Source organism: Candidatus Mycobacterium methanotrophicum (assembly GCF_023515995.1).
GTDB classification, from domain to species: domain Bacteria; phylum Actinomycetota; class Actinomycetes; order Mycobacteriales; family Mycobacteriaceae; genus Mycobacterium; species Mycobacterium methanotrophicum.
In genome coordinates this window covers 1,785,866-1,798,659 of record NZ_CP097320.1, presented here as the reverse complement: position 1 = coordinate 1,798,659, position 12,794 = coordinate 1,785,866, and the positions used below count along the sequence as shown (strand labels likewise).

The window sequence follows — 12,794 nt, the reverse complement described above, 5'->3', positions numbered from 1 at the left end:
TGATCATCGCCGAGACGGTTACCGATCCGGCAGCCGGCTAACTCGTGACTAGCGTCGGAACGAAGGGGAATCCCGGCAGGTTACGCAGCACTGTCCAGGCCAGCGTCGCGATGACGACACTCGCCACCGCCGGTACTGGTAAGAGGGAATTTCCCGAGCGGCGGCGCAGCAGAAACCATCCGGTCAACATCGGGGTCCCGACGAGCAGAAACGTATTGTCGGTGATCGCCGCGGCTAGATCACCGTGCAGGATGTCGTGAATCGTCCGCAGGCCTCCGCATGCGGGGCAGTTCCACCCGGTGAGCAGGCGAAAGGGGCAAACGGGAAAAATCGAGTCCGGTCTGTGCGGGTCCACCACGCCGACGTAACCGAGCGCGCCGGCCAGCAGCGCACCCGGACCCAGTGCTGCGAAAAGCCCGCACCTGGCGCCGCGCTCAGCCGGATCGGTCACGTCTTTCAGCATGCCAGTCGGTGTTACCCCGCGGGCGCAGCCGGGAACCCAGCTTTCTCAGCTTCCGCGTGACTGCGTTGCGGTCGGGTCGATCGGCTCCGAGCGTCGGCTTCTCCGGCCCGCCCGTCGCGACCGCCTCCGGCGTCTCGGCCAGCTCGGCCTCGGGGGCGTCGACCTCGGCGTCGTCGGCCTCCGCCGTGGCCGCTTCGGCCTCCCCCGTGGCCGCTTCGGCCTCCCCCGTGGCCGCTTCGGCCTCGACGCCGGGTTTGTCCCCCGGAGTCGCGGGGGTCGTCTCCGCAGGCGCCTCAGTCGTCGCAGGCTCAACAACCGCCTCGCCCACCGCATCCGGGACAAGTCGGTCAGCGGCCGAGGCACTCAGCGTCGCCGGGTCCTCGCGGCCCTTGGGAGCCAGGATCAGATACACCACCGCGCCGATGAAGACAAAGGTCGACGTGAAGGAGTTGATTCGGATCCCGGCGATATGGGTGGCGGCGTCGTCACGCAACAGCTCGATGCAAAAACGTCCGATGCAGTACCCGGCGACATACAGCGCGAAAAGGCGACCATGGCCGATCGCAAAACGCCGATCCAGGTAGATCAGCACGGCGAAAACCACCAGGTTCCAGAGCAATTCGTAAAGGAACGTCGGTTGTACAACTTTGTCAAGCACTCCGGTCGAGATGCCATTGAGGTCGTCCTGGTATCCGGCCGCGTCCCGCCGGACGAAAATCTTCAGTCCCCACGGGATGGTGGTCTCGCGGCCGAAGAGCTCCTGGTTGAAGTAGTTGCCCAGCCGGCCGATCGCTTGCGCGAGAACGATTCCGGGAGCTATCGCGTCGCCGAAGGCGGGAAGCGGAATGCTGTGGCGACGGCAGGCGATCCACGCACCCACGCCCCCCAGGGCGACCGCCCCCCAGATGCCCAAGCCGCCATCCCAAATACGCAGCGCCGCGCCGAGTCCCGCGCCACCCTCACCGAAGTACGTCCGCCAATCGGTTGCCAGGTGGTAGAGACGGCCACCGATAAGCCCGAAAGGCACTGCCCACAACGCAATGTCATAAATGACGCCGCGCTCGCCGCCGCGGGCCTCCCAGCGCCGATCGCCGATCAGCAGCGCAGCGACGATGCCGATGATGATGAACAGTGCATAGGCGCGGATCGGCACCGGCCCGAGGTGCCACACTCCTCGGGGCGGGCTGGGGAAATAGGCGATGACCGTCGTCGTCATAAGTCAACAGATCCTCTGTCGCACACCGGTGGCCAGTTCCTCGGTCAATGCCCGTAGCGTCGGCATACCCGCAGTCAGTGCAGAGACGAGGGCCGAACCGACGATCACACCGTCGGCATAGCCCGCGATTTGAGCGGCCTGTTCGCGTGACCGGACACCCAAACCGACGCCAACAGCGATGTCAGAAACCGCCTTCACCCTGCTCACCAGTTCAGGCGCCGCCTGCGACACCGCGTCGCGGGCACCGGTTACCCCCATGATCGATGCCGCGTAAACGAATCCGCGCGACGCCTGGACCGTCGTCGCCAACCGCTGCGGCGTCGATGAGGGTGCGACCAAAAAGATCCGGTCCAAGTGATAGTGGTCGGACGCCGCCAACCACGCGTCGGCCTCATCGGGAATCAGGTCCGGCGTAATCAAACCGTGCCCGCCAGCGGCGGCGAGGTCCCGCGCGAACGCGTCAACCCCGTAGCGCAACACCGGGTTCCAGTATGTCATCACGACGGCACGGCCACCGGATGCAGTGATCGCCTCGACGGCGGTCAGCGTATCCCGAACTCGTACACCGGCGCGTAGCGCAATCTCTGACGCGTTCGCGATCGTCGGCCCGTCCATGCCCGGGTCCGAGTAGGGCACCCCGACTTCGATGAGGTCGCACCCCGATTCGATCAACGCTGTCATCGCGTCGATCGACGTTTGCACGTCGGGGTATCCGGTCGGCAGGTAGCCGATCAGCGCCGCGCGCTTATCGCGCCGGCATGCGCTGAAAAGCTCCGTCAGACTGCTTGTTTCGCTCTGCTCGACAGTCATGACGGGCCGCCGTCCGCCTTGTCGAGCAGGCCGAACCACTTCGCCGCGGTCTCGACATCTTTATCTCCGCGGCCCGACAAATTCACCACAATGACCGAACCGCTGCCCATCTCGACGCCCAATTTGACGGCGCCGGCCACCGCGTGCGCCGACTCGATCGCCGGGATGATGCCTTCCGTCCGGCAGAGCAAGCGAAACGCGTCCATCGCCTCGCTGTCAGTGATCGGCCGATATTCGGCGCGCCCGGTCTCTCGCAGCCACGCGTGTTCGGGACCGACACCCGGATAATCCAGACCTGCCGAAATCGAATGCGATTCGGTGGTCTGTCCGTCCTCGTCCTGCAGCAGAAAGGAGAACGATCCCTGGAACGCGCCCGGCGACCCGCCGGCGAAAGTGGCGGCGTGCCGGCCGGTCTCAACGCCGTCGCCGGCAGCCTCGAAGCCGACCAGTCGGACACCCGGGTCGTCGAGGAAGGCGTGGAAGATGCCGATGGCATTGGATCCTCCGCCGACGCACGCGGTGACGGCGTCAGGCAGTCGCCCGGCCTGATTCTGGATCTGCACACGGGTCTCGAGCCCGATGACGCGCTGGAAATCACGGACCATCGTCGGAAACGGGTGCGGCCCGGCGGCGGTGCCGAAACAGTAGTAGGTGTTCTCGGCGTTGGCGACCCAGTCGCGAAACGCCTCGTTGATCGCGTCTTTGAGGGTCTGCGAACCAGATTCGACTGAAACGACTTCGGCGCCCAACAATCGCATCCGCGCCACATTGAGGGCCTGCCGCGCGGTGTCGACGGCGCCCATGTAGACGACGCAATCCAAGCCGAGCAGCGCGCATGCGGTTGCGGTGGCCACCCCATGCTGGCCCGCACCGGTCTCTGCGATCACCCGCGTCTTGCCCATCTGTCGGGCCAGCAAGGCCTGACCCAGCGCGCTGTTGAGTTTGTGAGAACCCGTGTGGTTCAAGTCTTCTCGTTTGAGGAATATCCGTGCCGCGCCGGCGTGCGCGCGGAGCCGAAGGGCCTCATACAGCGGGGATGGCCGACCGGTGTAATGCAGCTGCAACTTATCGAGGGTGTCTAGGAATGCCTGGTCGGTGCGCACCTTTTCGTAGGCAGCGGCCACTTCCTCGATCACCGCCATCAGCGCTTCGGCGACATAGCGTCCCCCGTACACACCGAAATGACCCCGGGAGTCGGGATCGTGGTGGGTGCGCTCGGCGATCGCCGCGCTGGAAGCCGGAAGTTCAGGGTGCAAGATATCTGCCATCACGAAGACTCAACGCGTAAGCGCTGCATAGCGTTCAACCATTTCTGCGCATGCATCCCATGAACGCCGGGCTAGCGGGCCGGCTTCGGACACGACGGGTGCTTGCCCGCGGTGACCAGGTCGGCGACGGCTGCACGGGGATCGCCGCTGGTAACGAGGCCTTCACCAACCAGCACAGCGTCAGCGCCCGCGCCGGCATAAGCCAGCAGGTCAGCGGTGCCACGCACGCCAGACTCCGCGATCCTGATCACGTCGCTGGGCAGCCCGGGCGCGATGCGCGCAAAGCAGTCTCGGTCGACTCTCAGCGTGCGCAGGTCGCGGGCGTTCACGCCGATCACCCGTGCTCCAGCCGTCAGCGCCCGGTCGGCGTCCTCCTCGGTGTGCACCTCGACCAGTGCGGTCATACCCAACGACTCGATGCGCTCCAGCATCGACTCCAGCACAGGCTGACCCAGCGCCGCGACGATCAGCAACAGCATGTCGGCACCGTGCGCACGTGCCTCGTGAATCTGATACGGCCCGATCACAAAGTCTTTGCGCAGCACCGGAACCGACACAGCTGCGCGCACCGCGTCGAGATCCTCCAGCGAGCCGTTGAAGCGTCGCTGTTCGGTCAGCACACTGATGATCCGCGCACCGCCGTCTTCGTAAGCGCACGCCAATTTGGCTGGGTCGGGTATTGATGCGAGCTGTCCCGCCGACGGGCTGGCGCGCTTGACCTCCGCGATGACGCCGATTCCCGGCTCGCGCAACACCGCCAAAACATCCAGCGGCGGCGGCACCGCCTCTGCGGCCGCCTTGATCTCGGACATGCTGGCGGCAGCCTCACGAGCGGCAACGTCGGCGCGGACCCCTTCGATGATGGAGTCGAGCACGCTTGCCGAACTCATGTCGGTCCTTTTCCCCTTTTGCCCTAGGGCTGCCCAGCAGATCAACGGCGTCCCTCGAAGGGTAGCGACCGTCGGCGCGCGGTCCGTCACCGACCCTCGGTGTGATCGGTTGGGTCCTCGCCTTCGTCGAGGGCATCCCAGATCATCCGCTCCGAGATAGTCTTCTCGTTGCGCTGCGCCAGTGACCGGCGCGCCGCGGGTGTGACGTATTTGGCGCCAGTGCCGCGAGCCGAGGTCGCCGAGCGCATCGACAGCACGGCGGCGACCAGCGTGCACAGCGCAGTCGCCAGGGTGATCGCCGGACCGGGGTAATGCCGCTGGCTGCCTACCAACCACAGCACCGGGACGTGCGCGAGGTCAGCGGCTCGCACGGCCACATCCGGGGTGACCAACGTGCTGATCGCCAGATAGCCGGTCGCCAGGCTGGCGACGGCCACCAGCATCGCGAGGATCCGCAGCGGCCAGCCCCGCACCGCCAACGCGGCGACGGCGGTGGCCAGCAGCAGCAGCGCCAACGGGACCAGGGCCGATGACCATGCCGCGCCAGACAGCGTGGTCAATTTTGGCGGGCTCAGCCCGTCGAATGTCCGCAGGTCCACCCAGGTCAGCCGGGATGCCGCCCACAACCCGGCGGCGGCCACCACCAGCAGGGCCTGCGCTATCCGCAGGGTCCGCCGATCCGGGCGGCCGGGCGCGGCGTCAGCCATCCTGCGCCGTCTCCGGACCGGTCAGGGTTTCTGCCGCGGCGATCGCGTTGAGCACGGCCCGCGCCTTGTTCGTCGCCTCGGTGTGCTCGTAGGGGCCGTTGGAGTCGGCCACGACGCCCCCGCCGGCTTGAACGTGGGCGGTGCCGTCGCGCATCAGGGCAGTGCGGATCGCGATCGCAAAGTCGGCGTTACCGGCAAAGTCGAGGTAGCCGATTACGCCGCCGTAGAGACCGCGGCGGGTCATTTCGACCTCTTCGATCAGTTCCATGGCGCGCACCTTCGGGGCACCGGACAGCGTCCCGGCCGGGAAGCAGGCAGTGACGGCGTCCAGGGCGCTGCGCCCCTCGGCCAGCATTCCGGTGACCGTGGACACCAGGTGCATGACGTGGCTGTAACGCTCGATGTGGCTGTAGTCCTCGACGCGGACGCTGCCCGGCACACAGACCCGGCCCAGGTCGTTACGGCCCAAGTCGACCAGCATCAGGTGCTCGGCGAGTTCCTTGTCGTCGGCCAGCAACTCCTTTTCCAGCAGCTGATCCTCTTCTTCGGTGTGACCGCGCCACCGGGTTCCGGCAATCGGATGGGTCGTTGCCCACCCGTCGTTGACGGTGACCAGCGCCTCCGGACTGGATCCTACGATTGAGAAATCCGTTCCGCCAACGCTATTCGGTACATGCAGCAGATACATGTAGGGGCTTGGATTGGTCGCCCGCAGCATCCGGTAGACGTCGATCGGATCGACGTCGGTGTCCATCTCGAAGCGTTGCGAGGGCACCACCTGAAACGCTTCGCCGGCCGCAATCTGCTCGACGAGGTGGTCGACGATCTTCCCGTATTCCTCGACGGTGCGCTGCGCGCGGTACCGCGGTTCGGGTCGGCTGAACGTGGCGACTGTCGAGGACAGCGGCTGACCCAGCGCGGCGGTCATCACGTCCAACCGCGCGATGGCGTCGTCGTAAGCCTCGTCGACCCTTTCGTCGGTGCCGTTCCAGTTCACCGCGTTGGCGATCAACGTGATGGTGCCCTCGTGGTGGTCGACGGCCGCCACGTCGGTGGCCAGCAGCAGCAGCATGTCGGGCAAGTTGAGGTCGTCGACGGCCAACTCAGGCAGCCGTTCCAGGCGTCGCACCAGGTCGTAGGCGAAGAAGCCGACCATGCCGCTCGACAACGGCGGTAACCCCGGCAAAGCGGGAGTGGCAAGCAATTCGCACGTCGCGCGCAGGGCTTGCAGCGGGTCCCCGCCGGTAGGAGCGTCATGGAGCGGCGTGCCGAGCCACACGGCCTCGCCGTCACGCACTGTCAATGCCGACGGCGCGCCGGCGCCGATGAACGACCACCGCGACCAGGACCGGCCGTTCTCGGCTGATTCCAGCAGAAAGGTGCCCGGCCGGTTGGCCGCCAGCTTGCGGTAGGCGGACAATGGCGTCTCGGCATCGGCTAAGACCTTGCGGGTCACCGGCACCACGCGATGCTCGGCCGCTAACGCGTGGAAATCATCCCGCGAGGTGGTGGCGGCGTCGAGATTGGCGTGCACCTTTCTATCTTCCCAGATGCTTCGTTGACCTCCGGCGTAGCGTAGGTGGCCATGAAGACCGGTGACACCGTGGCCGACTTCGAGCTGCCCGATCAGACTGGGACCCCGCGCAAGCTGAGCGCCCTGCTGTCCGACGGACCCGTGGTGCTGTTCTTCTACCCCGCCGCAATGACACCCGGCTGCACCAAGGAGGCGTGCCACTTCCGCGACTTGGCGGGCGAATTCGCTGCCGTGGGCGCCAACCGCGTCGGCATCAGCGTCGATCCCGTTGCAAAGCAAGCCAAATTCGCCGACACACAGCGTTTCGACTACCCCCTGCTGTCCGACACCGATGGTGCGGTCGCCGCCCAGTTCGGCGTCAAGCGGCGGCTGCTCGGCAAGTTGATGCCGGTCAAGCGCACCACGTTCGTCATCGACACCGATCGCAAGGTGCTCGACGTGATCTCCAGCGAGATCAGCATGGACACGCACGCCGACAAGGCGTTACAGACGTTGCGGGCCCGCAGCTAGCCGGCGCCTTTGTAGCATGCTCGCATGCCGCTGAACCGGGGCCTGGGCGAAGGCGATGTGTTCGCCGGATACACGATCGTGCGGCGGTTGGGGTCCGGCGGAATGGGTGAGGTCTATCTGGCCCGGCATCCGCGGCTGCCCCGCCGGGACGCCCTGAAGGTGCTGCCGGCCGGCCTGACCGCGGACGCCGAGTATCGGCAGCGATTCAGCCGCGAAGCCGACATCGCCGCCGAGTTGTGGCATCCCCACATCGTCGGCATCCACGACCGCGGCGAGTTCGAGGGACAGCTGTGGCTGTCAATGGATTACGTCGAGGGCACCGATGCCGCCGAATTGCTGCGCACCCGGTTTCCTTCCGGGCTGCCCAAAGTTGAGGTGTTCGAGATTGTCAGCGCCGTCGCTGACGCGCTCGACTACGCGAATCAACGCGGACTGCTGCACCGAGACGTCAAGCCCGCCAATATCCTGCTGACCGAAGCCGATCCGCCAGCACGCCGGATCTTGTTGGCCGACTTCGGCATTGCCAAAGACGTCGGTGATATCAGCGGCCTGACCGCTACCAACATGGTGGTCGGGACCACGGCCTACGCGGCGCCTGAACAACTCATGGGTTCTGATATCGACGGGCGGGCCGACCAATACGCGCTTGGTTGCACCGCTTTTCACCTGCTGACCGGAGCGGCGCCGTATCAGAACTCCAATCCGGCAGTGGTCATCAGCCAACACCTGTCCGCGCCTCCCCCACTGATCGGCGACCGACGACCCGAGCTCGCGGCACTCAACGGCGTGATCACCAAAGTGCTGGCAAAGGATCCCGGTGGCCGCTACCGTACCTGTTCGGATTTCGCGACGGCACTGACCGGCCAGCCGAGGACGGCCGCGGCGGCGAACACGCTTGCCGCCCAGGCAGCCTCGGCACCGACGACGCTTGCTGCCACGCCACAGTCCACGCCGGCGCAAGCCCCGCGTCGGCGGTTGCCGCCAGCGCTGTGGGTATCGGTCGTGGTGACGGTGGTGCTGCTCGCGGTGGCGGCAGTAGTGGGCGTCGATATGATGCGTCGTCACGCGCACCTGCCGGGCCAAAGCGCACCCACCGCGGCCAACCCGCCGACCGACGGCGCCAGCTTGGTCCCAAGCCAGCCAGGCGCAGGTGTGCCCGCGGCGCCGTCATCGATCCAGCTCACGAGATACATCACCGATCAGACGGGCGTGTTGGCCCCCGCCGGCCGAGCCGCCGTGGAGGCTGCCATCAACCGGCTTTACGCTCAACGTAACGTGCACCTTTGGGTGGTGTACGTCAACGATTTCGGCGGGCTCACCCCCTTGAGGTGGGCGGAGGAAACGATGCGCGCCAACGGGTTTAGTAACACCGACGGGCTTTTGGCGATCGCCACCGAAGCGCACCGATTCTCGTTCCGCGTACCGAGCGATGTCCCGGGCGCAACGCCCGCCAACGTCGAGGCCATCCGGCGCAATCGCATCGAACCCGCTGTGCGCAACGGCGAATGGGCCCGCGCGGCGGTGGCCGCAGCCAATGGCTTGGAGAGCATCGGCTAGAACCTGCTAGCCGTCAGTCAGGCGCCCCGATCTCGTCGCAGATCGGTGGGATGATGACCAAGTTGCCTCGCGGGGTGCAGAAGGGGTGCGGCGGTGGCGGAGGCGGTGAAGGCGGAGGCGTGAAGATTGGAGCCGGAATGTCCGCCGAGACAAAGCCACTCACCGGATTTCCCCGAAGGTCGATCATCCGTACGTTACCTTGGCCGAACGGAACCTCGTACCAGGTGCGGCGCACGCCCCGCGCAGCGCGCTCGCCAGGGCAACGTCTGGTGCGGCAAGGCGCGACGGGAGGAGTTCGACGAACGGCCAGCCGAGCCGAGCCAGGGGACGGCGCTGACGGCGGCCCCCCTCGCGGACAGCGCTTTGTCCGTCATTCTCTTATACCCCTGGGGGCATAGTCACGGCCCGACGCGGCCCTTTAACGGGGACCGAATCCGGCGCACCGTCGACAAAGTAGTTGCCCCGCATGAGGAGCTGCCGGTCCACGACCAGTCCGACCGGGAGGAGCGGCTATGACCGTTGAGACGCCCTCTATTTCTTCTTCTTCGCTGCGAGCGCGGCGGCCGTTCCCGGCCCGGTTGGGCCCCAAGGGAAATCTGATTTACCGCCTGGTCACGACGACCGACCACAAGACGATCGGGATCATGTACGTGGTGACCTGCTACGCGCTGTTTTTCGTGGGCGGGCTGATGGCTCTGTTCATGCGCACCGAGCTTGCTTCGCCGGGACTGCAGTTCTTGTCCAATGAGCAATACAACCAGCTGTTCACCATGCACGGCACCATCATGCTGCTGCTGTATGCGACCCCGATCGTGTTCGGTTTTGCCAACCTGGTGCTGCCGCTGCAGATCGGGGCCCCCGACGTGGCGTTCCCCCGACTGAACGCGTTTTCCTACTGGCTGTTTCTGTTCGGCGCGCTGATCACACTCGCCGGCTTCATCACCCCCGGCGGCGCCGCCGATTTCGGCTGGACCGCCTACACCCCGCTGGCCGACGCCATCCACAGCCCCGGAGCGGGCGGTGATCTGTGGTCAAATCCTGGCGTTACGGCGAGCCCGTCACTGTCGATGACCCGTGGGGTTACGGCAATTCGCTGGAGTGGGCCACCAGCTGCCCGCCGCCGCGGCACAACTTCTACGAGTTACCACGGATTCGTTCCGAACGTCGGGCGTCCGAACTGCACCATCCGGACATGGTGGCGCGCATGCGCGCCGAATCCCACGTCGGCCGTCACCGTGAGGTCATCACCGAGTCCGAGGCGGTGTCGGGTCTACGCACATAACGCGGATGCTCACGATCACCACGGAACGAACACCACGGAATGTACCCGGTAGGGTATGTGTTGCGAATACTACTGATGCAGGCCTGAAAGGATCACCATGACCAGTGCCCCAGATACCGACCAGCACTTGACGAGCATGCCCCGTATCGGTGACCCGGCTCCCGCGTTCAGCGCCGCCACCACCCAGGGGGAAATCAACTTCCCTGCCGACTACGCCGGCAAATGGGTGATCCTGTTCTCCCACCCGGCCGACTTCACCCCGGTGTGCACCAGCGAATTCATGACCTTCGCCTCGATGCAACAGCACTTCGCCGCCTACAACACCGAGTTGGTTGGGTTGTCCGTCGACGGACTCGCCAGCCACATCGCCTGGTTGCGCACGATCAAGGACAAGATCACCTTCCGTGACATGCGTGAGGTGGAGGTGACTTTCCCGCTCATCGAAGACGTGTCGATGTCGATTGCGCAGAAATACGGGATGATCATGCCCGGCGAAGACTCCACCAAGGCGGTGCGCGCGGTCTTCGTGATCGACCCCAAGGGCGTGATCCGGGCCATCATCTACTACCCGTTGAGCCTCGGCCGCAACTTCGACGAGTTGCTGCGTGTCGTGAAGGCTCTGCAGACGGCCGACCACTTCGATGTCGCGACGCCGGCGGACTGGCGCCCGGGTGATTCCGTGATCGTCCCCACCGCGGGCACCTGCGGAACCGCCAAGGAGCGGATGGACGGTCACGTCGACGGCGTCGAATGCCAAGACTGGTTCTTTTGCACCAAACAGATCACCGCCGACGAGGTCGAATCCGCGATACGCGCTGATGGCGCCACCTAGCAGATCACGGTCGGTGCGTTGACCGAATCCCTGCCCACGCGACCGGCCCACCGGCCAAGAATGGAGTCTTCGATGAACGGCAACCGCACTCGGCAGCCGGCACCCCGGTGGTCCGCTGTCGGATGACGAGCGGGCCGATCTAGTGCTGATGCGCGAGGAGGAACGACTGGCGCGCGACTTGTACCAGAGGTTCCACCAGGCTTGGGGTGTACCGATCTTCGACAACATCGCCACCAGCGAGCAGCGCCATTACTAGGCGATCGGGCGGCTGCTCCAGCGCTACAGCGTCCCCGATCCGTCGGTAGGACAGCCCGCCGGTGTCTACGCCGAGACCGAACTGCAGGACGCCTACGACACGTGGCTCGCCCGGGGGCTGACGTCGGTGGCAGCAGCATGCGCGGCCGGGATCGAACTCGAAACCGGTGACATCGCCGACCTGTCGGCGGCCGCGGACGGCAGTGACCAGCCGGCAATCCTGAGAGTGTACGAACACCTGCGAGCCGCTTCCGAGAATCACCTGAGGGCCTTCGAAGCCGCGCTGTCAGGTCGGCCGCTGGGCGGCGGCCGAGGGTGGCACCGGCGCGGCGGCGAAGGCTGCGGGGACGGTTGCGGCGGTGGGCGGCACAGTCCCGGGGGTGCTCACGGCCACCATGGTGGGCGGGGACGACGCGAGAAGTGCTGAAGCCAAAAGAGGCTGCGGGCGGCTCGGGAGATGCCCTCGGCGCTCATCGGGTGCTGGTCGGCGAAGGCGGCGAGGTCCCCAGCGTCCAGGCCACGAGACACAGCGAGCCCGATCTGGCCGATCGTCGCCGGTTTCGCCGAAGATCTGCGCCCGGCTGTCCTCGGCGAACGAATAGGCGCCCTCCTGGATGGAGACGCCCTGCGCCACCGCGGATGTGCGGGTCAGACCCACATAGGCGGCGGCCGGAAGGGTGAACACCGTCGTAGGAGTCGACAGGAAGTCCACGACATCGGCACGGTGATCACCGGCCATGATGTTGTTCGTGGCGGCCAGGGATTGACGGACCGCGGCGTGGAACAGCGGGGTTTTCCCGTTGACGTCACCGCAGGCGTAGATGTGGCGGAGAGTGGTTTGCGGGGTGGGATCGACCTGCACGCCATGGGCGCCTACCGCCGATCTGTTCGGGACTCCACCGCTTGCCCAACAGCTCGGCGACGACATTACATAGCTGCTCGTCACGCGCTAAGCGGCGCGTCCGCGACGGCCGGGATTGCCGCTCGACTGTAAGCCGCTCCGCCGTAGCAGGCAGGTAGCGGCCCTGATCATCCGCGTTGCGGCGCAGCTCCCGTGAGACCGTGGAGGCCGCCCTGCCCAGCTCGTCGGCGATGCCGCACACACCGACACCCGCACGGTGAAGGTCGGCGATCGTCGTCCTCTCGGCCAGCGACAGATATCGAGGATGCCGCGGCCTGTGTTCTGCAAGACTCACCGGTGGATAGTGCACCGGCTCGCCGGCAGTGTTGCGGATTGTGCGCCCGTAGCGCCAGCGTGTCCCCGTCCTGCGGTTGATTCCCACGATCCGGCACGCCTGCCGGTTGCTTACCCCTTGCGCAATCAGCCGAACGAACCACTCCTGCTTCTCGACGTCGCCGTGTCGGGTCTTTCGCTGTGCTCCCACCTGCAACCTCCGCATAACCTCGGTGTTGCGACGTTCACTGGAATCTGCCTCGGGCGTGTTGGCCCCCGCCAACGGATTAGAGGCC

At 66.0% G+C, this 12,794-nt stretch carries 11 protein-coding genes and 3 pseudogenes; 5 read left to right on the top strand and 9 right to left on the bottom strand.

Annotation, left to right across the window (positions count from 1 at the left end):
* Positions 1-37: 37 nt before the first annotated feature.
* The 7 genes from M5I08_RS09695 to M5I08_RS09665 all read right to left on the bottom strand — a co-directional run bounded on the left by M5I08_RS09695 (position 38) and on the right by M5I08_RS09665 (position 6,888).
* Complete coding sequence (locus M5I08_RS09695) at positions 38-451, bottom strand: DUF2752 domain-containing protein (protein WP_370328600.1); 414 nt, start codon at positions 449-451, stop codon at positions 38-40.
* On the bottom strand, positions 435-1,679 hold the full coding sequence (lgt, locus tag M5I08_RS09690; RefSeq protein WP_219066419.1) for a prolipoprotein diacylglyceryl transferase: 1,245 nt from the start codon (positions 1,677-1,679) through the stop codon (positions 435-437). Before lgt ends, M5I08_RS09695 begins: the two co-directional genes overlap by 17 nt.
* 3 nt (positions 1,680-1,682) lie before the next feature.
* Positions 1,683-2,489 (bottom strand): tryptophan synthase subunit alpha, encoded by an 807-nt coding sequence (gene trpA, locus M5I08_RS09685; RefSeq protein WP_219066418.1) that lies wholly within the window; start codon positions 2,487-2,489, stop codon positions 1,683-1,685.
* Positions 2,486-3,757 (bottom strand): tryptophan synthase subunit beta, encoded by a 1,272-nt coding sequence (trpB, locus tag M5I08_RS09680; protein WP_219066417.1) that lies wholly within the window; start codon positions 3,755-3,757, stop codon positions 2,486-2,488. Before trpB ends, trpA begins: the two co-directional genes overlap by 4 nt.
* Positions 3,758-3,828: 71 nt before the next feature.
* Positions 3,829-4,647, bottom strand: coding sequence for an indole-3-glycerol phosphate synthase TrpC (gene trpC / locus M5I08_RS09675; RefSeq protein WP_219066416.1), 819 nt, complete (start codon positions 4,645-4,647; stop codon positions 3,829-3,831).
* Positions 4,648-4,733: 86 nt separating this feature from the next.
* Positions 4,734-5,354: a TIGR02234 family membrane protein gene (locus M5I08_RS09670; RefSeq protein WP_219066415.1), complete on the bottom strand. Its 621-nt coding sequence runs from the start codon at positions 5,352-5,354 to the stop codon at positions 4,734-4,736.
* On the bottom strand, positions 5,347-6,888 hold the full coding sequence (locus M5I08_RS09665) for an anthranilate synthase component I (protein WP_219066414.1): 1,542 nt from the start codon (positions 6,886-6,888) through the stop codon (positions 5,347-5,349). The genes M5I08_RS09670 and M5I08_RS09665 overlap by 8 nt, the downstream gene beginning before the upstream one ends.
* 51 nt (positions 6,889-6,939) lie before the next feature.
* Here M5I08_RS09665 and M5I08_RS09660 point away from each other — a divergent pair, with 51 nt between their 5' ends.
* The 5 genes and pseudogenes from M5I08_RS09660 to M5I08_RS09640 form a co-directional block, all read left to right on the top strand.
* Positions 6,940-7,398, top strand: a complete 459-nt coding sequence (locus M5I08_RS09660; RefSeq protein ID WP_219066413.1) for a peroxiredoxin — start codon at positions 6,940-6,942, stop codon at positions 7,396-7,398.
* Between the two features lie 24 nt (positions 7,399-7,422).
* A complete protein-coding gene (locus tag M5I08_RS09655; protein ID WP_219066412.1) occupies positions 7,423-8,955 on the top strand; it encodes a serine/threonine-protein kinase in 1,533 nt (510 codons plus the stop codon).
* A 512-nt stretch (positions 8,956-9,467) separates the two neighbouring features.
* Positions 9,468-9,986: pseudogene (locus M5I08_RS09650) on the top strand (cbb3-type cytochrome c oxidase subunit I); the annotation flags it as partial.
* Between the two features lie 387 nt (positions 9,987-10,373).
* Positions 10,374-11,069: a peroxiredoxin gene (locus tag M5I08_RS09645; protein ID WP_219066476.1), complete on the top strand. Its 696-nt coding sequence runs from the start codon at positions 10,374-10,376 to the stop codon at positions 11,067-11,069.
* Between the two features lie 148 nt (positions 11,070-11,217).
* Positions 11,218-11,550: pseudogene (locus M5I08_RS09640) on the top strand (DUF2202 domain-containing protein); the annotation flags it as partial.
* Between the two features lie 60 nt (positions 11,551-11,610).
* Here the strand turns inward: M5I08_RS09640 and M5I08_RS09635 are convergent.
* Entirely contained in the window at positions 11,611-12,063 is a 453-nt protein-coding gene (locus M5I08_RS09635; RefSeq protein WP_440271476.1) for an oxidoreductase dimerization domain-containing protein, read from the bottom strand.
* 121 nt (positions 12,064-12,184) lie between these two features.
* Positions 12,185-12,709: pseudogene (locus tag M5I08_RS09630) on the bottom strand (transposase); the annotation flags it as partial.
* Between the last annotated feature and the right edge of the window lie 85 nt (positions 12,710-12,794).

Excerpts from the sequence above, each read along its gene's own strand:
- M5I08_RS09655 (WP_219066412.1), top strand. The coding sequence starts at position 7,423 with ATGCCGCTGAACCGGGGCCTGGGCGAAGGCGATGTGTTCGCCGGATAC.
- M5I08_RS09645 (WP_219066476.1), top strand. The coding sequence starts at position 10,374 with ATGCCCCGTATCGGTGACCCGGCTCCCGCGTTCAGCGCCGCCACCACC.
- trpB (WP_219066417.1), bottom strand. The coding sequence starts at position 3,757 with ATGGCAGATATCTTGCACCCTGAACTTCCGGCTTCCAGCGCGGCGATC.
- M5I08_RS09660 (WP_219066413.1), top strand. The coding sequence starts at position 6,940 with ATGAAGACCGGTGACACCGTGGCCGACTTCGAGCTGCCCGATCAGACT.
- trpA (WP_219066418.1), bottom strand. The coding sequence starts at position 2,489 with ATGACTGTCGAGCAGAGCGAAACAAGCAGTCTGACGGAGCTTTTCAGC.
- lgt (WP_219066419.1), bottom strand. The coding sequence starts at position 1,679 with ATGACGACGACGGTCATCGCCTATTTCCCCAGCCCGCCCCGAGGAGTG.
- M5I08_RS09635 (WP_440271476.1), bottom strand. The coding sequence starts at position 12,063 with ATGGCCGGTGATCACCGTGCCGATGTCGTGGACTTCCTGTCGACTCCT.
- trpC (WP_219066416.1), bottom strand. The coding sequence starts at position 4,647 with ATGAGTTCGGCAAGCGTGCTCGACTCCATCATCGAAGGGGTCCGCGCC.
- M5I08_RS09670 (WP_219066415.1), bottom strand. The coding sequence starts at position 5,354 with ATGGCTGACGCCGCGCCCGGCCGCCCGGATCGGCGGACCCTGCGGATA.